Source organism: Methylobacter psychrophilus, assembly GCF_025583945.1.
Lineage (GTDB): Bacteria > Pseudomonadota > Gammaproteobacteria > Methylococcales > Methylomonadaceae > Methylobacter_C > Methylobacter_C psychrophilus.
On the sequence record NZ_JAOEGU010000005.1, the window covers coordinates 88,496 to 109,490 of the forward strand.

The window sequence follows — 20,995 nt, forward strand, 5'->3', positions numbered from 1 at the left end:
CACCTTGAACATTGAACCTTAAATGAGTAAAAATCTTGTCATTGTAGAATCTCCTGCAAAAGCAAAAACTATCGAGAAATATTTAGGCAAAGACTTTCAGGTTTTAGCCTCTTATGGACACGTCCGCGACCTTATTCCCAAAGAGGGTGCCGTTGACCCGAATAATGATTTCGCCATGAAATATGAAGTCATAGATCGCAATCAGCGTCATGTTCAGGCTATCAGCAAAGCACTTAAATCAGCAGACACCTTATATCTGGCAACCGATCCTGATAGAGAAGGGGAAGCCATTTCCTGGCATTTGCTTGAACTACTAAGAGAAAAGAAATTACTCAAAGACAAACCGGTACATCGCGTAGTCTTTCATGAAATCACTAAAAAAGCCGTCACTGAAGCGATTGCCAATCCTGAAAAGCTGGCCATTAATCTAATCAATGCCCAACAGGCGCGTCGTGCCTTGGATTATCTGGTTGGCTTTAATTTATCACCGTTATTATGGAAAAAAATCCGCCGCGGCCTGTCAGCCGGTCGCGTACAAAGCCCTGCCTTACGAATGATAGTTGAACGTGAACTTGAAATTGAAGCCTTCAAAAACCGTGAATACTGGACTATTGATGCGGCATTGACAGCTCATGAACAAAAGTTTAAAGCTAAACTGACCCAGTTTGATGGTCAAAAACTGACTCAATTCAGCATTACCGATGAAGCCTTGGCAGAAAAGACAAAGCAGGCACTACTAACAACAGCCGATGGACAGTTACTGGTTGCCAAACTGGAAAAGAAACAGCAAAAACGTAACCCTGCGCCGCCTTTTATAACCTCGACTTTGCAACAGGAAGCCTCACGGAAACTGGGCTTTACCACCAAACGCACCATGATAGTGGCCCAACAACTGTATGAAGGTATCGATATAGGTGGCGAAACAGAAGGTCTGATTACCTATATGCGTACCGATTCGGTTAACTTGTCAGTAGAAGCCGTAGAGGAAATGCGCATACTGATTGCAGAAAAATACGGCGCTGATAATGTGCCTAAAGAACCCAGACTGTTCAAAACCAAATCAAAAAATGCCCAGGAAGCACATGAAGCGATACGCCCCACTTACCCAAGACATTTACCGAGCCAGATAAAAGACCACCTCAGTATTGAACAATACAAGCTGTACGATCTAATCTGGAAGCGTACTATAGCCTGCCAAATGATTCATGCGACTCTTAATATGGTCGCTGTTGATTTAACCTGTGGTGACGGTAAACATAGCTTTAGAGCAACAGGCTCTACTATTGCCATCCCCGGATTTATGGCAGTTTATCTTGAAGGAAAAGATGACAGCAAGGAAAGTGATGATAAGGAAAGCTTTTTACCACCACTTGAAGAAGGCAGGCCAGTCACTCTCAACGACATTATTGCCGCTCAACATTTTACTGAGCCGCCACCACGTTATGGCGAAGCCAGCCTGGTAAAATCGCTTGAAGAACACGGTATAGGACGGCCTTCTACGTACGCGTCAATTATTTCCACCCTGCAAAACCGCGAATATGTCACTCTGGACAGTAAACGTTTTTACCCTACCGATGTAGGCAGAATCGTTAATAAGTTTTTGACTGAACACTTTTCAAAATACGTTGATTATGATTTTACCGCTAATTTAGAAGATGAGCTTGACGCTGTTTCCCGTGGTGAAAAAGATTGGATTCCATTAATGCATGAATTCTGGAAACCTTTTCATGCAACCGTTCAGGAAAAAGATGCCAGTGTTCAGCGCAAAGATGTTACCCAGGAAGCGATTGATGAAAAATGTCCGACCTGTGACAGTCCATTATCCATCCGCCTGGGTAGAAATGGTCGGTTTATAGGCTGTACCAATTATCCTGAATGCTCCTATACCCGTAATTTAAATGATGATGCCGGTGCTTCCGATGAACCGGAAACAGTAGAAGGCCGAGCCTGTCCTGAATGCGAATCGCCGTTAATTTTCAAAACCGGTCGCTATGGTAAATTCATCGGTTGCAGCGCTTATCCAACTTGTCGCCATATTGAACCCTTGGAAAAGCCTGCCGATACCGGTGTCGAATGCCCGCAATGCAATAAAGGCTCGATACTTAAACGTAAGTCACGCAATGGCAAAGTATTTTATTCATGCTCGGGCTATCCAAAATGTAATTACGCACTCTGGAACATGCCGATCAATGAACCCTGCCCGCAATGTAGCTGGCCTATTTTGACGGTAAAAGAAACCAAAAGACATGGCGTCGAAAAAGTCTGTCCACAAAAAGAATGCAGCTATGCCACTCCTTATGAAGGCGACCCTGCTGATGCCCAAGGCCCTAAAGAAACAACTGAATAAATAACTTTATAAAATTTTATCCGCGAAAAATACGACAATATTTAATAGTGCTACCTGCCTTTAGATGCTTAGCCAATAGATAGATTTTGGTAACAGGGTAAGTTATTTATTTGTGCTTTTCGTGGACAAAATACTTTTTCCGGGCTCTGGCATTAATTATTTCTGTGTTTTTCGTGCCTTATTAGTCAATCTGACTGACTTTACTGCGTATTCAAGGTTACAATGACCTTATGAATACTCAACTTACACCTTTTTCAGCACTAACTCCCGATATCATTTTACTTGCTATGGATAGTGTGGGCTTGCCTGGTGATGGGCGATTGCTTGCACTTAACAGCTATGAAAACCGCGTTTATCAGGTTGGCAGAGAGAATGCCCCGATGGTTGTCACCAAGTTTTATAGGCCCAACCGCTGGACAACCGCTGCGATCGTTGAAGAACACGCATTTATTCAGGAATTGGCAGAAAATGAAATACCCGTAGTCCCTCCCTTACTATTCAACGACAATCAGACGCTCAATGAAATCGAGGGCTTTCGGTTTTCTGTATTTCCCAAACAAGGCGGACGCGTACCAGAAATTGAAGGTCGTGAAAAACTGGAATGGATGGGGCGTTTTATTGGCCGTATTCATGCCATTGGCGCGTTAAAACCTTTTAAAGAACGCCCAGCGCTAAATATTACCAATTTTGGCGACGAACCTAGCGCTTACCTGCTAACTCATAATTTTATTCCAGCAGATCTGCTGAATGCTTATAGTAGCGTTAACGCTTATGCACTGGACTCGGTAAGACGATGTTTTGAACGCGCCGGCAAGGTAAAAAGCCTAAGACTGCATGGTGACTGCTATCCAGGCAATATTTTATGGACCGATGACGGGCCTCATTTCGTTGATTTTGATGATTGCCGAATGGGACCTGCGATACAGGATTTATGGATGTTGCTTTCAGGTGACCGTGACGAGATGACTTTGCAACTCAACCATCTACTGACTGGCTATCAGACATTTTACGATTTCAATACCAACGAATTACATCTACTGGAAGCCCTGCGAACTTTACGTTTGATCCATTATTCTGCCTGGATTGCAAAACGCTGGGATGATCCTGCATTTCCTATGGCCTTCCCGTGGTTTAATACTCCACGTTACTGGCAGGATCGTATCATTGAACTACGCGAACAGATTGCATTAATGGATGAGGAACCACTCAGGTCAAGTTGAAATAATTTTTTCACCACGAAGACACGAAGAAAGTGCTTCTAAAACTGTTTAAGTGACGTCAGGCTGCCCTAACTTCGTTCAGTAGATCAGGGTGACGGTCAAGTACCTTGAGTAGCTTCACCAGCGCCAATGAAGGTTTAGTCTTACCCGTTTCGTAACGCGAGAACGCATTAATGCCACCACCAAAAATTTCGGATGCCTCACGCTGATCAAGTGCGAGCTTTTTACGGACACTGGCAATAAAGTCAGGATCGACAATCGATGCATTCACCTGTTTATTAAATTCCAACATACAGCTCATCGTACGCCGCGATTCAACCACATTCAATATGGATTCATCGCAGGCCGGGCAGAAATCGCCGGTTACTGCTGGGATAACGGTTGATTCACCTTTGTAGGTATATGGCATGTCACGGGTGTCATGCACTAATTCCACCGCTGCACAAGATGGACATTTCATAATCATAACTCCTTAAAAGACACGAGCTTGATATCGTTTCAATTTTAACTACCGTAATATCGGGCAACGATAAAGCCGTTACCCGAACTACATGAATTAAAACAATACGTTATTCACCACGAAGGAAAAAAACTTCGTGTCCTTCGTGTCTTCGTGGTGATAAGCTTTTAATTGGATTAACCAACTAACTTTTGCTGAAGTATCATGGTTCTTACAGGATTAAATGTTTTCCTGTGTATGGATAAAAAACCAAATTGCTCAAGCTCTTTTAAGTGCTGCTTGGTACCGTAGCCTTTATGCAGGTGAAACGAATAATCAGGATATTTTTTGTAATAGTCAACCATGATTTTATCACGCTCAACTTTTGCCAGGATAGAAGCGGCACTGATTGCCTTGACTTTACTATCACCTTTAATGATCGCTTGGGCAGGAATAAGTAACTTGGGGAGGCAGTTACCGTCGACTAAAACTTGATCAGGCACAATTGACAGGCCATTTACCGCTCGCTGCATGGCAAGCAGGGTTGCCTGTAGAATGTTTAGCTCATCAATCTCTTCAACACTGGCTATTGCCACCGACCAACTTAAAGCATCTGTCTTAATAATCTCAAAAAGACTGTCGCGTTTTCGCTCACTGAGTACTTTGGAGTCAGCCAAGCCATCAATGTACTTTAGCGGATCAAGAATAACGGCTGCTGCGACTACGGGACCCGCAAGCGGTCCACGACCGGCCTCATCGACACCGGCAACCAGAAAACCGGGGGGTATTTGAATCAAGTCGTCATCCATAGCAACAATGTCACGTAAATTAGATTTACCAGTAAAACCTAGCGTAATATTCCTCTATGTACATTACGCAAAAAATTAATCATATCAGCTAATTGCTTACTGTCACTAGCCAACTCTTCCATTTTCTCTATGGCATCTTCCAAGCGTAAATTCATTTTATAGATTATTTTATAAGCATTTCTAATTAATCTGATATCTTCAGCGGATACGTTATTGCGCTCCATACCTACTGAATTTATACCATGTGGCCGGGTAGGTTTGCCACCAACCATAACAAAAGGCGGAATATCCTGGGTGATAGCACTACCCATAGCCGCAAAGCTGTATTGCCCTATTTGGGTGAACTGATGCACCAAGGTAAATCCGCCCAGGATGGCATGATCGTTTAAATGCACATGCCCGGCTAATGATGCGCCATTAGCCATGATAACATTATCACCAATAATACAATCATGAGCGACATGGGTGTAAGCCATAAACAGATTATCACTGCCTATTTTGGTAACACCATTATCTTGCTGGGTTCCTCTGTGCATGGAAGTAAATTCTCGAATAGTGTTTCTGTCACCAATTTCAAGCCGGGTAATCTCAGACGCATATTTTTTGTCTTGTGGATCTTCACCGATTGATGTGAATTGATAGATACGGTTATCCTTCCCAATGGAAGTAGGTCCTTTAATAACAACATGGGGACCGATGACCGTACCAGCATCAATTTTTACCTCCGCACCGATGACAGAAAAAGCGCCAACGGATACATCATCGGCCAATTCAGCATGACTATCAATTATGGCTGTTGGATCAATCAAAATTATTCTACCACCGCGGCACATCTAATCTCGGCACTTGCGACAAATTCGCCGTCAACTTCCGCACGGCATTCAAATGCCCAGATATTACGCCTGCTTTTAACAAATTTGGCTTCCAACATTAATTGATCTCCGGGTACAACCGGCCTTTTAAACTTGGCTTTATCAATACCCACCAAATAATAGATCATACCTTTCAATTCAGCCCCGGCGGTTTCTGAAGCTAACAGCCCCGTCGTTTGAGCCAAAGCCTCCAAAATCAAAACACCCGGCATAATGGGTTTTTGTGGAAAATGACCCTGAAAAAAGGGTTCGTTATAAGTGACATTTTTCACTCCTAACAGCCTGATACCAGGCTCACACTCAATCACTTTGTCAACCAATAGAAAAGGGTATCGATGTGGCAAGAATGCTTGTATTTGTAAAATATCTAACTTGATAGACATGATGTAGAGTGCTTTATAAAAGAGGTTAGTAGTGTACTTGAATAGTAGTAAATCATTTACTCAGGCATTGTTGACAGTTTTTTCTGAACTTGGGCAGTAATATCAAACTGGTCTTTAGCGTAAATAACACCATCAGTCAGCAGTAAATCATATTCATCATCTTTAGCTATGTTTCGAACGGCTTCAACGATACGACGTTGCAATTTACCCAATTCTTCATTACGGCTGGCATTAAAATCTTCGCTAAATTCCTGCTGAGATCTTTTTGCATCCCTTTTCTTATTGATAATGTCTTTTTCAAGATTACTTTTCTCGGAATCACTCATCACTGAAGCATCCTTGGCCAGTTTTTCTTCCATACCCTGAATTTCTTTTTGTTGAGCAACCAGTTGCTTGTCTCTAGGTGAAAATTTTTGTTCCAAACGTTTTTTAGCTTTTTCAGCTTGAGGCGCTTTTTCAAGAACAGCAGGTATATTGACAAAACCAATTTTTAAATCTGCAAAACTGGCATTTGCAAAAAACATCAGCCCTAAAAATAAAGAAATTTTTGTTTTCATTGTTAAATCGATCTCCGGTTAGTATTAAAGTAAAGTATGAATAAAAATAATATTTTGTAAATTATAGGGGATAAGCCTGTTAAACCAAAACAACTTATCAGAAATTCTGACCAAAATTGAATTGGAAGAACTGTGTTTGATCATTTGCAGTGATATCATTAGCCGGTGAACCAGGAGCAGCATTATTATAAGTATAAGTTCCTTTATTCAAGGGATATGCCGCACTCACCGATAACGCACCGAATGGCGATAACCACTCACCTGAAATACCTGCAGAATATTTCAGGTTATTGATGCTAAAACTATCATTTAATGAACCCGCATCAAAAAATGTTCCCAATCTGATCGACTTGGTTTCCGCCATAAAAGGTACCGGAAAAAACAACTCGGCATTAGCCATTATTTTAGTCGTACCACCGAGCGGGTAACCATTGGAATCCCTGGGGCCCAGCGTATTATTTTTAAAGCCACGTATTGATCCGGTACCGCCGGCGAAATAATTTTCAAAGAAAGGTAATGCGTTGGTATTTCCATAACCTCCACCATAGCCGACTTCTCCATTCAACTTGAAGGTAAAATCTTTGGCTAATGGAAAATAATGTTGATGCCGATAACCTATTTTATAATATTCCAGATCACTACCAGGAACAGTTATTAAGCCGGATAATCTTTGCTGCCCGCCTTTATTGGGAAACAAAGCCCTGTTAAGGGTATCGTGAGACCAACTCACAGACTGACCAAGGGTAAAAAACTTGTCACCCTGCTCAGCAATAAAGCTTTTAATTTCATTGGAAGAGTAATAAGTGGTTCCTAAGGTAGTGTGCTTTACATCAGTATCAAAGCGTAACTGATCGAATTCATTCAAGGGAATACCAAAATTAATACCGGCATTGGCAATATTGGTATTGTAATTGGCAATATTGATGGCTCCGGCATTTCGCTTGGTATAACCCAGATTATAACCCTGACTAACGCCATCCGTTGTAAAGTAAGGATTAAAAAAACCAAACTGATAACTGGTCAAATAAGAGCTGTTATTAAACGCTATGTTGACCCGTTTACCCGAACCAAAGATATTATCCTGAGCAATATTGGCATTTAATACTATCCCTTGAACCTGGGAAAAGCCGACACCCGCCGACAAATTGCCTGAAGCCTTCTCCACTACCTTGTAATTAACATCAATCTGATCGGAAGTACCCACAACCGGTGGCGTTTCTACATTGACTGTTTCAAAATAACCCAACCGTTCAAGACGTGTTTTCGAGCGTTCAATTTTAGAACTCGATGCCCAACTGGCTTCCATTTGACGCATTTCGCGACGCAGTACTTCATCACGGGTTTTAGTATTACCACTCATATTAATACGGTGGACATAAACACGCTTTCCAGGATCAACAAAAAAGGTCATATCCACTGTTTTTTGGCTTTCGTTAATTTCAGGCACCATATTAACGTTGGCAAAAGCATAACCCTCATCCCCCAAACGATCTTGGATGGCCTTTGAGGTTTCAGTTGCACTTTTTCTGGAGAATATCTCGGTTGGCCCGATACTAACCAGTTTAATTAATTCATCAGGTGCTACCACCAAATTACCGGCCAATTTTACTTTGGACAGTTTGTAAACATCACCTTCTTTGATATTAATAGTGACGTATATATCTTTTTTATCCGGCGTAATAGCTACCTGAGTAGATTCAACGGCAAAATTAACATAACCACGATCCAGATAATAAGACCGAAGAGTTTCTAAATCGCCAGCCAACTTTTGTTTGGAATACTGATCGTCCTTCGTGTAAAAGGATAATAAATTGGACGTGCTTAATTCAAATTTCCCTATCAGGGTTTTATCATCAAAAGCATTATTACCAACCACATTAATCTGCTTGATTTTGGTAACCCTACCCTCAGAAATTTTAATATGGATACCAACACGATTCCTTGTCAAATTCGACACGTCTGTTTTAATTTTTAAGCCATATTTACCATGACTCAAATATTGGCGTGTTAATTCCTGCTCCACCTTATCAAGAACTTGCCGGTCAAATATTTTACCTTCAGCCAAACCAATTTTATCCAAGGCCTTGGTCAGGTCATCTTTACTCAGATCTTTATTACCTTCAAAAATTATTTTTGCTATTGATGGACGCTCCACCACCTTGACAATTAACGTTGAACCTTCTCTTTCCAACGTTACATCTTTAAAAAAACCTGTTTTAAACAAGGCCTTAATGGCTGGTGAAACATTATCCAAAGAAAACCTTTCACCGACATTAACGGGAAGATAGTTGTAAACAGTACCTAAAGAGATGCGCTGCAGACCTTTGACCTGAATATCCTTAACAACGAATTCTTCATCACCTTTAACCCCCTGCGACACAAGCAGACCCAACAATAATAAGCGAGAAAAAGTATTTGATTTCATGTAGGTGGCTAAAAATAAAACATTAGGGTCAGAACGATTAAAAACGCGGCATTATAGCACAATAAATCTTGAACAAGCTTAAGCCCTGTGTACAGGAAAATTAAGCACTTCATTAATCGTTGCACTGTTGGTCATTAACATCAGTAAACGATCCAAGCCTATAGCCATCCCGGAACATTCGGGCAACCCCGATTCCAACGCGGCAACAAGATGCTTGTCCTTAACGGTAACAGGTCGTTTTCTTTGCTGCCTGACAACAATTTCTTCATCAAAGCGCCGACTCTGTTCTTGCGAGTCAATTAATTCATAATAACCATTACCTAATTCAATGCCATTGATAAAAATCTCGACACGATCGGTAACTTCCGGGTTACATTCATTAACGCGGGCTAGTGACGACTGGCAGGACGGATAATCATAAACCATACACACGGCATTTTCACCCAAGTTTGGCTGAACCCGATGACTAAAAATAAAATCCAGCCATAATCCATGGTCAATGCCACAGATATCGATCGCTTCAGACAGGTCATTATACCGTGCATAAGCACAGTAATCCTGACAAGAAAATTCTAAAGGATTCAAACCCGTATAAAGTTGAAATACTTCCTGATAACTAGTTCGTTGTGTCGGGCTCAAATCTTTACGGCCCGCAAACAAAACCGTCATTAACTCGGCAATTTCATCCATTAACTGAGGCAAGGTAAAGCCAACCTGATACCACTCCAATAGGGTAAATTCAGGATTATGAAAGCGTCCTGATTCACCATTCCTGAATGCTTTGCCTATTTGATAGATGGATCCACTACCCGCAGCCAGCAAGCGTTTCATGGCAAACTCAGGCGATGTTTGTAAAAACAAACCCTGCTGTAGTGGAGGCAAACAAAAATCAGTCGTAAAAAAGTCTAATTGTGGATCTGTTCCACAGCTATTACCCAGCAAGGGCGTCTCTACTTCAAGTACCGCTCTTGCTGAAAAAAACTGCCGTATGTCTTTAAGTACTTGCGCTCTTAAACGCATCATATCTACGGAGCATGTTGGCCGCCACTCATTTAGCACTATTCTTTCACACGTGAAATGTATTCACCGGTGCGGGTATCAACTTTAATCACTTCACCTTGTTGCACGAATAATGGCACTCTAACTACCGCACCTGTCTCCAAAACAGCGGGCTTGCCGCCACCACCAGAAGTATCACCACGCACACCCGGATCAGTTTCAACTATCGCCAATTCAACAAAATTGGGCGGTGATACCGCTAAAGGTGCGTCATTCCATAAAGTAACAGTACAAGAATCCTGATCTTTAAGCCATTTACTGGTATCACCGATGGATTTTTCATCACATTGATACTGCTCAAACGTATCCGGCACCATAAAGTGTCTAAACTCGCCATCGTTATACAGATATTGCATCGCAACATCAACTACATCAGCGCCCTCAAGAGAGTCACCTGATTTAAAAGTTCTCTCAATCACTCGCCCTGTCTTAAGGTTTCTGATTTTGACCCGATTGAAGGCCTGTCCCTTACCCGGCTTTACAAATTCATTTTCAATAATTGCGCAGGGGTCATTATCCAACATGACTTTTAATCCGGCTTTAAATTCATTGGTGCTATAACTGGCCATTTTATCCTCAAGATGACAAACAATGTAAAACATAATCATTATAATAGAGCCAACAATCGATAGAAACTTTAAATAACTACTTTCATGTCAGAAGACCTTAACGAAACCCTGCACTTTACTAAAAACTGGCAACAACAACTAGCCGAAGCCTTTAATAATATTGAGAGCTTATGTCATTATCTGCGCTTATCAGTTAATGACTTACCTGTTTCAGTTGCTGCTGCCGAAAACTTCCCGTTACGGGTCCCTTTAAGTTTTGCTGCCAGTATGCAAAAAGGTAATCCCAATGATCCTTTATTACGGCAAGTATTGCCGATTAAAAACGAATTATTTGCATACCCCGGGTTTAGTAACGATCCGGTTGGTGATCTCCCCTCTGCAACTCAAACAGGTGTTTTACACAAATATCATGGTCGGGTTTTATTTATCAACACCGGCAGTTGCGCCATTAACTGCCGATATTGTTTCCGCCGTAACTTTCCTTATGCCGACCTTCAACTAAGTAAACAAAATGAAAATGCCGGGATCCAGTATATTCAAGATAATCCTGATATCTCGGAAGTTATTTTAAGCGGCGGCGACCCGTTGTTACTGAACGATACACGATTAGCAAAACTTGTTGCCCAATTAAACGCTATCCCGCATTTAAAACGCATCCGGATACACACACGCTTACCTATCGTTTTACCGGCACGAATAACTGATGATCTCATTAACACCTTAACGCAAAGCTCAAAACAAATAGTGATAGTGGTCCACTGCAACCATGCCAATGAAATAAGCCCGCGTGTCATTACTGCCTTTAAGCTACTGAGAAATAAAGGCATTACCTTATTTAATCAATCAGTCTTGTTAAAAGACGTTAATGATAACGTAGCTGTGCTATGCGAATTAAGTGAACAGCTTTTTGGTCAAGGCATTATCCCTTATTATCTACACCTACTCGATAAGGCGACTGGAACCGGACATTTTGAAGTCTCTGAAACAGTAGCAATAGATCTTATCAAAGAGGTTCAAGCCACCCTACCCGGCTACCTCGTACCAAAATTGGTTAAAGAACAGGCAGGAGCACTATCCAAACAAACCATTCTGTAAATCACAGCAGCATACCATGCCTGCAATATCTTGGTATTAATGTGGCTACTTACTCGCGTGGCCACTCCTGCAAACATTAATTTCGGAAAAATAACCCGATCAAAACAAGGACACCCCATGTCGGAATCACTTAGCTTCTCTTCTGAAAAATCAGGTTTGCCACCAGGATCGCTAGTGCATGTTGGCGAAGTACATACACATGAGCATAAAATTTCTGTAATAAATTACAATAAATCGACCTTGACAAGACACACCGTCAAATCCATTGAAGAACTTCTCCCTTACAAAACAACCGACACCATAACATGGGTAATTGTTGACGGCTTAAAAGATGTCTCCATTATTGATGCCATAGGCCACTATTTTGATATACATTCATTAGTGCTCGAAGATATTCTTAATACCCATCAACGGCCAAAATTCGAGGAATTTAATGATTATCTGTATATCGTCATTAAAGCGATTACCTTAAGTAACAAAGACTTTAACATCGGCTACGAACAAATCAGCTTATTGATATTAAATAACTTCGTATTTACCTTTATAGAAAAACCTAACGAACTGTTTAATCCCATTCTAAACCGCCTTGATAACGATAAAAGTCAAATCAGAAACCTGGGCACTGATTATCTTGCCTATCTGATTATGGATACCGTTGTTGATGAGTATTTTGCCGTGCAAGATACCTTTGATGATCTGATCGAATCCGTTGAAGAGACATTACTCTCTGATCCGTCATCAGAAACCCTGGCAACCATCCAGAAAATCAAGCGTGAATTAATTTTTTTACGCCGGTCAGTATCGCCTCTACGTGAATTATTGGCAGGCATTCAGCGCAGCGAATCACCCTTAATCAATGAAAAAACCCGGCGTTATTTCGGTGATGTTTATGATCACGCCATACGTATTATTGAAGCGATAGAATCTTATCGCGATTTAATCGCCGGTATGCTGGATATTTATTTATCCAGTGTCAGTAATAAAATGAATGAAACCATGAAAGTTCTTACCGTGTTTGCCTCGATATTTATTCCATTAACTTTTATCGCGGGCGTTTATGGTATGAACTTTGAATATATGCCGGAATTAAAATGGCGATGGGGTTATCCGGTATTATGGATTTTTTTTATTAGTGTCTCGGTGTTTTTGCTGCGCTTTTTTAAGAAAAAGAAATGGCTGTAGGTACCATGCTCTCATTTAACAATCAGCCTTTGTATAGACTTTCAGAAATTAAATTGCCACTATGCGTTATTTAAAGCTTATGCAGATACCATCCCTTCAAGGGATGTTATCTGTTGGTATAGCAATTATTTATCTGAAAATGTATAGCAAGATAAAATCCGGAATTATCTCGCTACCGGAAAAGTTGATTCTATATTCATCAGATATACCTGTTATTGCAACTCCAGCGGAGCATCATTTTGACCTTGAGCCCTTCACTTTAAAACTCTTATGATCTTTTGCCAAATAACTGACCGCACTAACGGGCACAGATTCTGTCGCCAGAATAGCACCCAGCTCAATCATCGCTTTTTGATAAACCTTACGCTTGAAATACACAACATCATTAAGCGGCTCCCAATAATCGACCCAGCGCCAACTATCAAACTCCGGCTTGGCACAATGATCAAAACGCACCGTTGAGTCAGCTGTTATAAGCCTCAGCATATACCAGATTTGCTTTTGGCCTATACATAAAGGCATGGAGCTCTTTCTGATATATCGCTCCGGCAACTGATACCTTAACCAGTAGCGCGTACGCCCTAATACTTGCACATGCTGCTGCTGCAGCCCTGTTTCTTCCCACAATTCTCGATACATCGCTGCTTCAGGGTCTTCGTTATCATTTATTCCGCCTTGCGGAAACTGCCATGCGTTCACGCCCATCCGTTTTGCCCAAAACACGCGACCCTCGTCATTGCAAAGGATGATTCCGACATTAGGTCGGTATCCTTTAGAGTCTATCATGTTAAAACCTGCATTTTTACCCGCCCTATATCTTAATCTTGCTAACTGGTAGACTTACAAGAATAGGTCAGGTTGTTTATAATAACGCCATTGTTCCATAAAAAAACCCTAGATGCCAGAGTGCATAGCCCTTTTAATTACTTCAGACAGGTTTAACGTGAGTTTAGCGATTTTTGATTTAGATAATACCCTGATAGCCGATGACAGCGATTACTTATGGGGACAGTTTCTTGTTGACCAAGGCGTAGTGGATAAAAATCACTACGAAAGTGCCAATACCAAATTTTATGACGACTACAAACAAGGCACACTGGATATTATTGAATTTCTGCGCTTTTCATTGCACCCACTAGCCAATAATGATCCCGAGCAACTACACCAATGGCGCGCGCAATTTATACAAGACATCATCACACCGATATTATTAAAACCCGCGCAGGAACTTATCGCCAAACATAAAAACCGGGGGGATACGTTACTGGTTATTACCGCAACCAACCGCTTTGTTACCGAGCCTATCGTTAAACTTTATGGCATTGACAATTTATTGGCGACAACCCCTGAATTTGTCGATGGCAGATATACCGGTCGCTTTAATGGCATACCTTGTTTTCAGGAAGGCAAAGTCAAGCTATTGGAAGAATGGTTAAAAACCTCAGACGAAACCATGCAGGATAGTTGGTTTTATAGTGATTCACATAACGATCTGCCATTACTTAAATGGGTTGATAATCCTGTTGCGGTTGATCCTGATGAAAAACTAACCGCATTTGCCAAGGCTGCTGGTTGGCCTATCATCAGCTTAAGACAGGGAAAGTGTCCGTCCGAACATTTTCATAAGTAATTGGTTTAGGTTAATACATTTACCTCCATTGCCCACAATAATGAACCGATATCCGCTGAGGCATCGGAAGAACTTATAATCACGGACTTAATTTATATTTCTCCATTTAAGCCAATATTAAATCAAATACTGTCATCGCTTTCTAAAGCAAGGTCATTCATACTATTATGTCATTCGTTTTTGCTACAGAGTGGCCAACAATGATTTATGATGAAGCCTTATGAAAACCAGTCAATTTCTCCTCTTTTTAGTCGCGTGTTCCGTCTTAACAGGCTGCGGGCAAATAGGACCGCTTTATCTGCCAGGTACAGACTCACCGGTTTATGTGCCACCTGAACCCAAAGTTAAGTCTGAACCTGAATTAAAACCCGAACCTAAACCCGAAGAAAACAAGTAAACCATGGATTATTTTAATTACCGAAACAATGAGCTTTACGCCGAAGATGTCCCTGTGCGAGATATTATTGCCGAACACGGTAGCCCTTGTTACATTTATTCCAGAGCCACACTAGAGCGGCACTGGAAAGCTTTTGATCTGGCATTCGGCAACCAAGCGCATTTAATCTGCTATGCCGTAAAAGCAAATTCCAATATTGCCTTGCTTAATCTGCTTGCCCGCTTGGGCTCAGGTTTTGATATTGTCTCGCTAGGTGAACTGCAACGCGTTATTGCTGCTGGTGGCGATGCCGGGAAAATCGTTTTTTCAGGCGTGGGTAAACGTGAAGATGAAATTTTAGCGGCGCTAAAAATCGGCATACGCTGTTTTAATATTGAAGTCAGCGATGAACTGGATCGAATTAGCCGTCTTGCAGAACAATTAGGGGTTATTGCGCCCGTGTCTTTTCGAGTCAATCCTGATGTTGATGCCAAAACGCATCCTTATATTTCTACCGGTTTAAAAGAAAATAAATTTGGTATCGATATTGAACAGGCATTAACCCAATATCGCCGCGCAGCGACTATGCCAAACATCAATATTATTGGTATAGACTGTCACATAGGCTCACAGCTCACAGAAACACGGCCATTTCTGGACGCTCTGGATAAAATCCTTGATCTGGTTTCTACCCTTAAAGCCGACGGTATTCATCTGCATCATCTGGATTTGGGTGGCGGACTCGGTATCCGTTACAACGAAGAACAGCCACCTGAACCCGCTGATTATATAAAAGCGGTTTTAGAGCGCCTCGGAAAAACCGATTTTGAAATTTTACTGGAACCTGGTCGCGCCATTGTTGGCAATGCAGGCATTCTGGTGACCCAGGTTGAATACCTTAAACCCACCACGCATAAAAACTTCGCCATTGTTGATGCTGCCATGAATGATTTGGTACGCCCATCGCTGTATAGCGCCTGGCAGGAAATCATTCCCGTCAATCAGCAAAGTAACGCACTCGATCAAGTGTGGGATATAGTCGGGCCAGTCTGTGAAACCGGTGATTTTTTAGGTAAAGACCGTAACCTTAAGTTATCTCAAGGAGATTTGTTGGCAATACGCTCATCGGGGGCTTATGGTTTTTCCATGAGCTCCAATTACAACTCCAGACCGCGCGTTGCTGAATTAATGGTCGATGGCGATCAGGTTTATTTAGTCAGGGAGAGAGAAAGTATTGCACAGCTGTGGGCAGGTGAGCATTTATTACCCTGATCACACTTATTTTATGTAAAGCCAACCCGATCAACAAATTACGCAAAATGAAAGACAACACATGATTAACTTCACTAAAATGCACGGTCTAGGTAACGATTTTGTGGTCATTGACGCGATCAATCAACAGATATCCTTAACACCCAAACAAATCCGGCTCCTGTCTGATCGACATTTCGGCATTGGCTTTGACCAGCTATTACTGGTCGAAAAACCGGCCAGTAATAATGCCGACTTTAAGTACCGGATTTTTAACGCAGATGGTAGTGAAGTCGCGCAATGTGGTAACGGTGCACGCTGCTTTGCGCGTTTTGTGCGCGATAAAAAACTGTCTGATAAAAACGAAATACGCGTCGATACCGACTCAGGTCAATTGCTGCTACGTTTTAATGATAATGACCTGATAACTGTCAATATGGGCATTCCCAAACATAAACCGTCTGAAGTTCCTATCCTTGTAGATCAAGAATCTTTTGCTTATAGCGTCTGTATTAACGCAACAGAGACAAGTTTTGGTGCTATTTCCATGGGTAATCCACATGCGGTTATTCAAGTCAGTGATGTTAAAAATGCGCCCGTAGCTGACTTGGGTCAAGCCTTGGAAAGCCATGCTATTTTTCCTGAACGTGCCAATATCGGTTTTATGCAGATCATCAACCGAAAGCATATTAAACTCCGTGTTTATGAACGAGGCGCAGCTGAAACCTTGGCTTGCGGCAGCGGTGCTTGTGCCGCTGTCGTTATCGGTATTGAGCAGAACCTTCTGGATCAGGATGTCTGCGTTGAACTACCCGGTGGAGAGTTAACCATACGCTGGTCAGGTCGTAATGAGCCAGTGTTGATGACTGGACCTGCTATTTCTGTTTTTGATGGAAGCATTAAGCTATGAGTGAAAAAAAAACAGGGCTCAGCACTTCTCAAATTGAAGATTATTTACAACATCATCCAGACTTCTTCCATGAACACTTAAGCTTACTTGAAAAAATGAGCGTTCCTCATCCCAGCGGAACGGCAATCTCCCTGATTTCAAAACAGCTGGAACTGTTCAGAAGCAAACATTATGAAATGGAAAGCCAACTCAATGCACTGATAGAAATAGCCCGTGATAACGATACTTCTTTTATTCGCATGCACAAACTTACGCTGGCTTTGCTCGACACATCAACACTGGAACAAGCCATCGCGAATCTTGATAATGTCCTGGCCGACTACTTTTTAACCGACTTTGTCGCTGTGCGTATCATTAAATCGTGCCCTGAATCAGCTGCTGCCCATTTATTTATTGAACCTGGGAGCGAAGATCTGCAACCCTTTCTTAAAGTACTCGCCAGTAATCAACCAATATGCGGCCGACCAACTCTGAGGCAGGCAAAAATACTATTCGGCGATGCCGCACTGGAAATAAAATCTTGCGCTATTATCCCGATGAATTTCACTGAACTTGACGGCATTCTGGCGATAGGCAGCCGTGAAGAAGACCGCTTTCAATACAGTATGGGCAATCTGTTTTTAAACCAGATGAGCGAGATCATCGGTACCCGATTAATTTCATTATTACGGCAAAGCCCTTATGCATGCTGACGCACAGCAAATGCTGACTGACTTTTTTGAGCAACTGACTGTTGAGAAACGTGCCTCTGAACATACCGTTAAAAGTTATCAACGAGATATTAAACACTTGACCAACTATTGCACCGACAAATCCATACCTCAATGGACTGATCTAAAGCAAAGTGATATCCGCTCGCATATAGCCGGTCGTCATCGGCAAGGCCTTGGTAGTACCAGCTTGCAACGGGAATTATCAGCAATTCGCAGCTTTTATAACTTTCTGTTAAAAGGAGGCCTTGCCGACAGTAATCCGGCACAATATGTTAAAGCACCCAAGCAAGCCAGAAAGCTGCCAAAGACGCTGGATGTCGATCAGATCACCGGCTTACTGGAGGCCGGTACAAACTCGGTGCTAGAAATCCGTGACCTGGCCATGTTTGAATTATTCTATTCTTCAGGTTTACGGCTTGGCGAACTTGCCGCGCTTAACCTGACGGATATTGATCTGGCTGATAAGTCGTTGATGGTACGCTTGGGTAAAGGCGGCAAATCAAGACTGTTACCTATAGGCAGTAAAGCTGTTACTGCTATTAGTAACTGGTTGGAACAACGTTTAAAAAACGTTGTTGTAGCAGAGCCTGCTTTATTTATATCAACACGAGGAACCCGACTAGGCCAACGTAGTATCGAGTTAAGATTGGATCAATGGTGCAAAAAAAAAGGCATTGCCGAACATATCCACCCGCATATGCTGAGACACTCGTTTGCCAGCCATCTGCTCGAATCCAGCCAGGATTTAAGAGCCGTTCAGGAACTACTTGGACACAGCAATATTAGTACGACACAGATATATACCCATCTTGACTTCCAACATCTGGCAGATGTTTATGATAAGGCACATCCGAGAGCCAAAAAAAAATCTGAATAGCAACTGGCTTCCCAAGCAAAACATTTAAAAACCTGCTAACATGCCAGCTATTTTTTATACAATAGCAATCTGTTTTATCAAAACACATACCCTCTTTACAGGATACCGCAAATGGCAGCAAGTGAAACACTGGACGATATAAAATCTAAAGGGATACTCTGGGGCTTTGGTGTTCTTACCCTCACAGTAGTGGTCGTTCTCGTTATTTTGGGCGCCTGGTGGGGAAGCGAACCCGGGCAGTTTAATATACAGGATGAAGCGCTTGAGAGAGCAAAAGAAACCAACACTTCAGAAATGCCCGTTGGCTATACCTATACCAACACACTGGCTCATATTGCTGAAGTACTGCTACATAAAAGCGGTGGCTACATTACTAATGATGTCGCACCTCCCGGCGTATTTCTCGACAATATTTCCAACTGGGAATATGGTGCACTGGTAATGTTACGCGATGCCACAACCGCCTTAAGAAATCACTTTGCCAGAGATCAGTCACAATCTGCCGAAGATCCTGATTTAGCCATAGCAGAACCTTATTTTTATTACGAGCATAACTCGTGGGCTTTGCCATCAACGGAAGCTGAATACCAAAAAGGCATTGATTCCCTGCATAAGTATATGTTGCGCCTGCAAAAATACGGTGGCCCGGTAAAAAAAGCGCAATTTTATTCCAGAGCCGATAATCTTTGGCAGTACACTGAGGTTGTGATAAAGCGCCTGGGTGGTCTATCTACACGCCTGAGCGCAAACAGTTCCGGCGGCAACTATGGACCAGGATTAACTGAACTTGAAAAACAGGCTGCTGATGAAAAAGGAACGCCAGTAACTAACGTAACATGGCTGGAAATTGACGATGTTTTCTATGAGGCTCGCGGCGCAAGCTGGGCTTTATTACATATTCTAAGAGCCATAAAACATGACTTTGCTGACATTCTGCTGGATAAGCGGGCCATGCGTACTGTTGATATTATGATTAAGGCAATGGAGAACGCCTTAACACCGGTTTTAAGCCCGATGATTTTAAATGGTAGTGGCTACGGTCTTTTTGCCAATTATTCCCTGTCAATGGCAAATTACATAGCGAGGGCAAATGCCGCCGCTCTTGATTTACGTGACATCATGAACCGAGGTTAATGAATACTATGGACGAACAAATCAACTATAACCTGAAACAACTTGACACCTGGAAACGAATTTTCTTTATGGTAGTTTTTTCAGCTATCGGCGCATTAGTCAGAATGATACTGTGGGCGGTTATTATATTGCAGGTCGCATCGACTCTGCTGACCGGAAAAGCCAATCAAAATGTTCTAAGTTTTGGGCGCAATCTTTCTATCTATACTTACCATATACTATTGTTTTTAACTTTCAATACAGAAATACTGCCGTTTCCTTTTTCTACCTGGAACCTGACTGCAGACCTTCAGCTGCCTGAAAAATAGGCCTTAAAGTTAACAGCTAAAGGTGAAAGGTACAAAACAACGGTTTTGCCATTTTCACCTTTAGTCCTACCCGTTTAACCGTTTTCTAAATCATCCTCATCGTCAAATCCGGCATCATCATCAAACTCGATGTCATGTTCAATGACGGCATTATCTTCAAACTCGGCGCTCTCTTCAAATGCTGCGTAATCTTCAGGCTCAAGCTCACCTTCAATTTTAAAGACATCTTTCAAGTATCGATATAATAATCGCGAAGATTTTGGCGGCGTACCTGCTTGAGTTTCTTTTTGAATGTTGCGTAATAGCTGCCTTAACTGCTGCCGATCCGCATCAGGCTGTTCATTGAGAAATTCCGTCAAGGCATTATTACCTCCAGCAATCAAACGGTCGCGCCAGCGCTCAACGATATGATGCTCTCTTACTGCATGAGCACTTTGGTTTTTCATCCGTGCCAATTTTTCCAAGATAGGATCTATATCTATCTTGTTTAACTGCCCGGTAATAAATTTTAGTAGCCGCTTTCTTGCACCTTTGTGCGGCATTCCAGAAACCTCCATAACTCCTTTATGGATATTGTCAGGAAGCTCAAGATATTTCACTTGAGCCGCCGACAATTCGGATAGCTCTTCACTTAATGCAAAAAGTACCGCCAACTCCTTTTTTATTTGAGTTTTATTGGGCCGAATAGCGTAATAAACTATTTCGCCCTTGCTGTTGTATTCATACTCATATTCTTGTTCTAGCTCTTGTTCTTCACGCATTTTATATCAAACCATTACCCAAAAAATAACACCACAAAACCCAAAGGCATCATTAAAATCACCCAAGTCGATTTTGCA

The 20,995-nt window shown here is 42.0% G+C and carries 22 protein-coding genes; 12 read left to right on the top strand and 10 right to left on the bottom strand.

The features are described 5' to 3' along the window. The first annotated feature begins 22 nt into the window (after positions 1-22). Positions 23-2,347 (top strand): type I DNA topoisomerase, encoded by a 2,325-nt coding sequence (topA, locus tag N7974_RS04315; protein ID WP_262964422.1) that lies wholly within the window; start codon positions 23-25, stop codon positions 2,345-2,347. Between the two features lie 230 nt (positions 2,348-2,577). After that, entirely contained in the window at positions 2,578-3,567 is a 990-nt protein-coding gene (locus N7974_RS04320) for a serine/threonine protein kinase (protein WP_262964423.1), read from the top strand. 58 nt (positions 3,568-3,625) lie between these two features. On the opposite strand, the gene N7974_RS04325 is transcribed toward N7974_RS04320, so the two are convergent. From N7974_RS04325 to efp, 8 genes are all read right to left on the bottom strand, one after another. After that, a complete protein-coding gene (locus N7974_RS04325) occupies positions 3,626-4,027 on the bottom strand; it encodes a type II toxin-antitoxin system MqsA family antitoxin (protein ID WP_262964424.1) in 402 nt (133 codons plus the stop codon). A gap of 176 nt (positions 4,028-4,203) precedes the next feature. After that, complete coding sequence (rnhB, locus tag N7974_RS04330; RefSeq protein ID WP_262964425.1) at positions 4,204-4,815, bottom strand: ribonuclease HII; 612 nt, start codon at positions 4,813-4,815, stop codon at positions 4,204-4,206. Between the two features lie 38 nt (positions 4,816-4,853). Then, entirely contained in the window at positions 4,854-5,648 is a 795-nt protein-coding gene (gene lpxA / locus N7974_RS04335; RefSeq protein WP_262964426.1) for an acyl-ACP--UDP-N-acetylglucosamine O-acyltransferase, read from the bottom strand. Next, the gene (gene fabZ, locus N7974_RS04340; protein ID WP_262964427.1) at positions 5,627-6,070 is read right to left on the bottom strand and encodes a 3-hydroxyacyl-ACP dehydratase FabZ; all 444 of its coding nucleotides are present in this window, start codon (positions 6,068-6,070) and stop codon (positions 5,627-5,629) included. The genes lpxA and fabZ overlap by 22 nt, the downstream gene beginning before the upstream one ends. A gap of 56 nt (positions 6,071-6,126) precedes the next feature. Next, positions 6,127-6,627 (bottom strand): OmpH family outer membrane protein, encoded by a 501-nt coding sequence (locus N7974_RS04345; protein WP_262964428.1) that lies wholly within the window; start codon positions 6,625-6,627, stop codon positions 6,127-6,129. Positions 6,628-6,724: 97 nt separating this feature from the next. Next, the gene (gene bamA, locus N7974_RS04350; RefSeq protein WP_262964429.1) at positions 6,725-9,052 is read right to left on the bottom strand and encodes an outer membrane protein assembly factor BamA; all 2,328 of its coding nucleotides are present in this window, start codon (positions 9,050-9,052) and stop codon (positions 6,725-6,727) included. A gap of 78 nt (positions 9,053-9,130) precedes the next feature. Continuing rightward, entirely contained in the window at positions 9,131-10,111 is a 981-nt protein-coding gene (epmA, locus tag N7974_RS04355; RefSeq protein WP_262964430.1) for an EF-P lysine aminoacylase EpmA, read from the bottom strand. After that, the gene (gene efp / locus N7974_RS04360; RefSeq protein ID WP_243219820.1) at positions 10,111-10,680 is read right to left on the bottom strand and encodes an elongation factor P; all 570 of its coding nucleotides are present in this window, start codon (positions 10,678-10,680) and stop codon (positions 10,111-10,113) included. Before efp ends, epmA begins: the two co-directional genes overlap by 1 nt. 84 nt (positions 10,681-10,764) lie before the next feature. Between efp and epmB the strand changes: the two genes are divergently transcribed. Both epmB and corA read left to right on the top strand, forming a co-directional pair. Then, positions 10,765-11,775 (top strand): EF-P beta-lysylation protein EpmB, encoded by a 1,011-nt coding sequence (epmB, locus tag N7974_RS04365; protein ID WP_262964431.1) that lies wholly within the window; start codon positions 10,765-10,767, stop codon positions 11,773-11,775. Between the two features lie 117 nt (positions 11,776-11,892). Beyond that, positions 11,893-12,957: a magnesium/cobalt transporter CorA gene (gene corA / locus N7974_RS04370; RefSeq protein ID WP_262964432.1), complete on the top strand. Its 1,065-nt coding sequence runs from the start codon at positions 11,893-11,895 to the stop codon at positions 12,955-12,957. Positions 12,958-13,191: 234 nt separating this feature from the next. Here corA and N7974_RS04375 read toward each other — a convergent pair whose 3' ends face one another. Continuing rightward, complete coding sequence (locus N7974_RS04375; RefSeq protein ID WP_262964433.1) at positions 13,192-13,743, bottom strand: RNA pyrophosphohydrolase; 552 nt, start codon at positions 13,741-13,743, stop codon at positions 13,192-13,194. 157 nt (positions 13,744-13,900) lie between these two features. On the opposite strand from N7974_RS04375, the gene N7974_RS04380 reads away from it, so the two are divergent. From N7974_RS04380 to N7974_RS04415, 8 genes are all read left to right on the top strand, one after another. Continuing rightward, positions 13,901-14,587: a histidinol-phosphatase gene (locus N7974_RS04380; RefSeq protein WP_262964434.1), complete on the top strand. Its 687-nt coding sequence runs from the start codon at positions 13,901-13,903 to the stop codon at positions 14,585-14,587. A gap of 220 nt (positions 14,588-14,807) precedes the next feature. After that, positions 14,808-14,984 carry an LPS translocon maturation chaperone LptM gene (lptM, locus tag N7974_RS20740; RefSeq protein WP_262964435.1) on the top strand — a complete coding sequence of 59 codons (177 nt, stop codon included), beginning with the start codon at positions 14,808-14,810 and terminating at the stop codon, positions 14,982-14,984. Positions 14,985-14,987: 3 nt separating this feature from the next. Then, complete coding sequence (gene lysA, locus N7974_RS04390) at positions 14,988-16,235, top strand: diaminopimelate decarboxylase (protein ID WP_262964436.1); 1,248 nt, start codon at positions 14,988-14,990, stop codon at positions 16,233-16,235. A 61-nt stretch (positions 16,236-16,296) separates the two neighbouring features. Next, positions 16,297-17,124, top strand: a complete 828-nt coding sequence (gene dapF, locus N7974_RS04395) for a diaminopimelate epimerase (RefSeq protein ID WP_317451581.1) — start codon at positions 16,297-16,299, stop codon at positions 17,122-17,124. Further along, positions 17,121-17,816, top strand: coding sequence for a DUF484 family protein (locus N7974_RS04400; protein ID WP_262964437.1), 696 nt, complete (start codon positions 17,121-17,123; stop codon positions 17,814-17,816). The genes dapF and N7974_RS04400 overlap by 4 nt, the downstream gene beginning before the upstream one ends. Further along, positions 17,806-18,714 (top strand): tyrosine recombinase XerC, encoded by a 909-nt coding sequence (xerC, locus tag N7974_RS04405; RefSeq protein ID WP_262964438.1) that lies wholly within the window; start codon positions 17,806-17,808, stop codon positions 18,712-18,714. The genes N7974_RS04400 and xerC overlap by 11 nt, the downstream gene beginning before the upstream one ends. A gap of 111 nt (positions 18,715-18,825) precedes the next feature. Further along, on the top strand, positions 18,826-19,848 hold the full coding sequence (locus N7974_RS04410; RefSeq protein WP_262964439.1) for a DUF2333 family protein: 1,023 nt from the start codon (positions 18,826-18,828) through the stop codon (positions 19,846-19,848). An 8-nt stretch (positions 19,849-19,856) separates the two neighbouring features. Then, a complete protein-coding gene (locus tag N7974_RS04415) occupies positions 19,857-20,156 on the top strand; it encodes a DUF4389 domain-containing protein (RefSeq protein ID WP_262964491.1) in 300 nt (99 codons plus the stop codon). Positions 20,157-20,230: 74 nt separating this feature from the next. On the opposite strand, the gene yjgA is transcribed toward N7974_RS04415, so the two are convergent. After that, positions 20,231-20,917, bottom strand: a complete 687-nt coding sequence (yjgA, locus tag N7974_RS04420; RefSeq protein WP_262964440.1) for a ribosome biogenesis factor YjgA — start codon at positions 20,915-20,917, stop codon at positions 20,231-20,233. Between the last annotated feature and the right edge of the window lie 78 nt (positions 20,918-20,995).

What these genes read in the sequence shown, in the direction of transcription:
- topA (WP_262964422.1), top strand. Translation starts at nt 23, where the DNA reads ATGAGTAAAAATCTTGTCATTGTAGAATCTCCTGCAAAAGCAAAAACT.
- N7974_RS04320 (WP_262964423.1), top strand. Translation starts at nt 2,578, where the DNA reads ATGAATACTCAACTTACACCTTTTTCAGCACTAACTCCCGATATCATT.
- N7974_RS04325 (WP_262964424.1), bottom strand. Translation starts at nt 4,027, where the DNA reads ATGAAATGTCCATCTTGTGCAGCGGTGGAATTAGTGCATGACACCCGT.
- rnhB (WP_262964425.1), bottom strand. Translation starts at nt 4,815, where the DNA reads ATGGATGACGACTTGATTCAAATACCCCCCGGTTTTCTGGTTGCCGGT.
- lpxA (WP_262964426.1), bottom strand. Translation starts at nt 5,648, where the DNA reads ATGTGCCGCGGTGGTAGAATAATTTTGATTGATCCAACAGCCATAATT.
- fabZ (WP_262964427.1), bottom strand. Translation starts at nt 6,070, where the DNA reads ATGTCTATCAAGTTAGATATTTTACAAATACAAGCATTCTTGCCACAT.
- N7974_RS04345 (WP_262964428.1), bottom strand. Translation starts at nt 6,627, where the DNA reads ATGAAAACAAAAATTTCTTTATTTTTAGGGCTGATGTTTTTTGCAAAT.
- bamA (WP_262964429.1), bottom strand. Translation starts at nt 9,052, where the DNA reads ATGAAATCAAATACTTTTTCTCGCTTATTATTGTTGGGTCTGCTTGTG.
- efp (WP_243219820.1), bottom strand. Translation starts at nt 10,680, where the DNA reads ATGGCCAGTTATAGCACCAATGAATTTAAAGCCGGATTAAAAGTCATG.
- epmB (WP_262964431.1), top strand. Translation starts at nt 10,765, where the DNA reads ATGTCAGAAGACCTTAACGAAACCCTGCACTTTACTAAAAACTGGCAA.
- corA (WP_262964432.1), top strand. Translation starts at nt 11,893, where the DNA reads ATGTCGGAATCACTTAGCTTCTCTTCTGAAAAATCAGGTTTGCCACCA.
- N7974_RS04375 (WP_262964433.1), bottom strand. Translation starts at nt 13,743, where the DNA reads ATGATAGACTCTAAAGGATACCGACCTAATGTCGGAATCATCCTTTGC.
- lptM (WP_262964435.1), top strand. Translation starts at nt 14,808, where the DNA reads ATGAAAACCAGTCAATTTCTCCTCTTTTTAGTCGCGTGTTCCGTCTTA.
- lysA (WP_262964436.1), top strand. Translation starts at nt 14,988, where the DNA reads ATGGATTATTTTAATTACCGAAACAATGAGCTTTACGCCGAAGATGTC.
- dapF (WP_317451581.1), top strand. Translation starts at nt 16,297, where the DNA reads ATGATTAACTTCACTAAAATGCACGGTCTAGGTAACGATTTTGTGGTC.
- N7974_RS04400 (WP_262964437.1), top strand. Translation starts at nt 17,121, where the DNA reads ATGAGTGAAAAAAAAACAGGGCTCAGCACTTCTCAAATTGAAGATTAT.
- xerC (WP_262964438.1), top strand. Translation starts at nt 17,806, where the DNA reads ATGCATGCTGACGCACAGCAAATGCTGACTGACTTTTTTGAGCAACTG.
- N7974_RS04410 (WP_262964439.1), top strand. Translation starts at nt 18,826, where the DNA reads ATGGCAGCAAGTGAAACACTGGACGATATAAAATCTAAAGGGATACTC.
- N7974_RS04415 (WP_262964491.1), top strand. Translation starts at nt 19,857, where the DNA reads ATGGACGAACAAATCAACTATAACCTGAAACAACTTGACACCTGGAAA.
- yjgA (WP_262964440.1), bottom strand. Translation starts at nt 20,917, where the DNA reads ATGCGTGAAGAACAAGAGCTAGAACAAGAATATGAGTATGAATACAAC.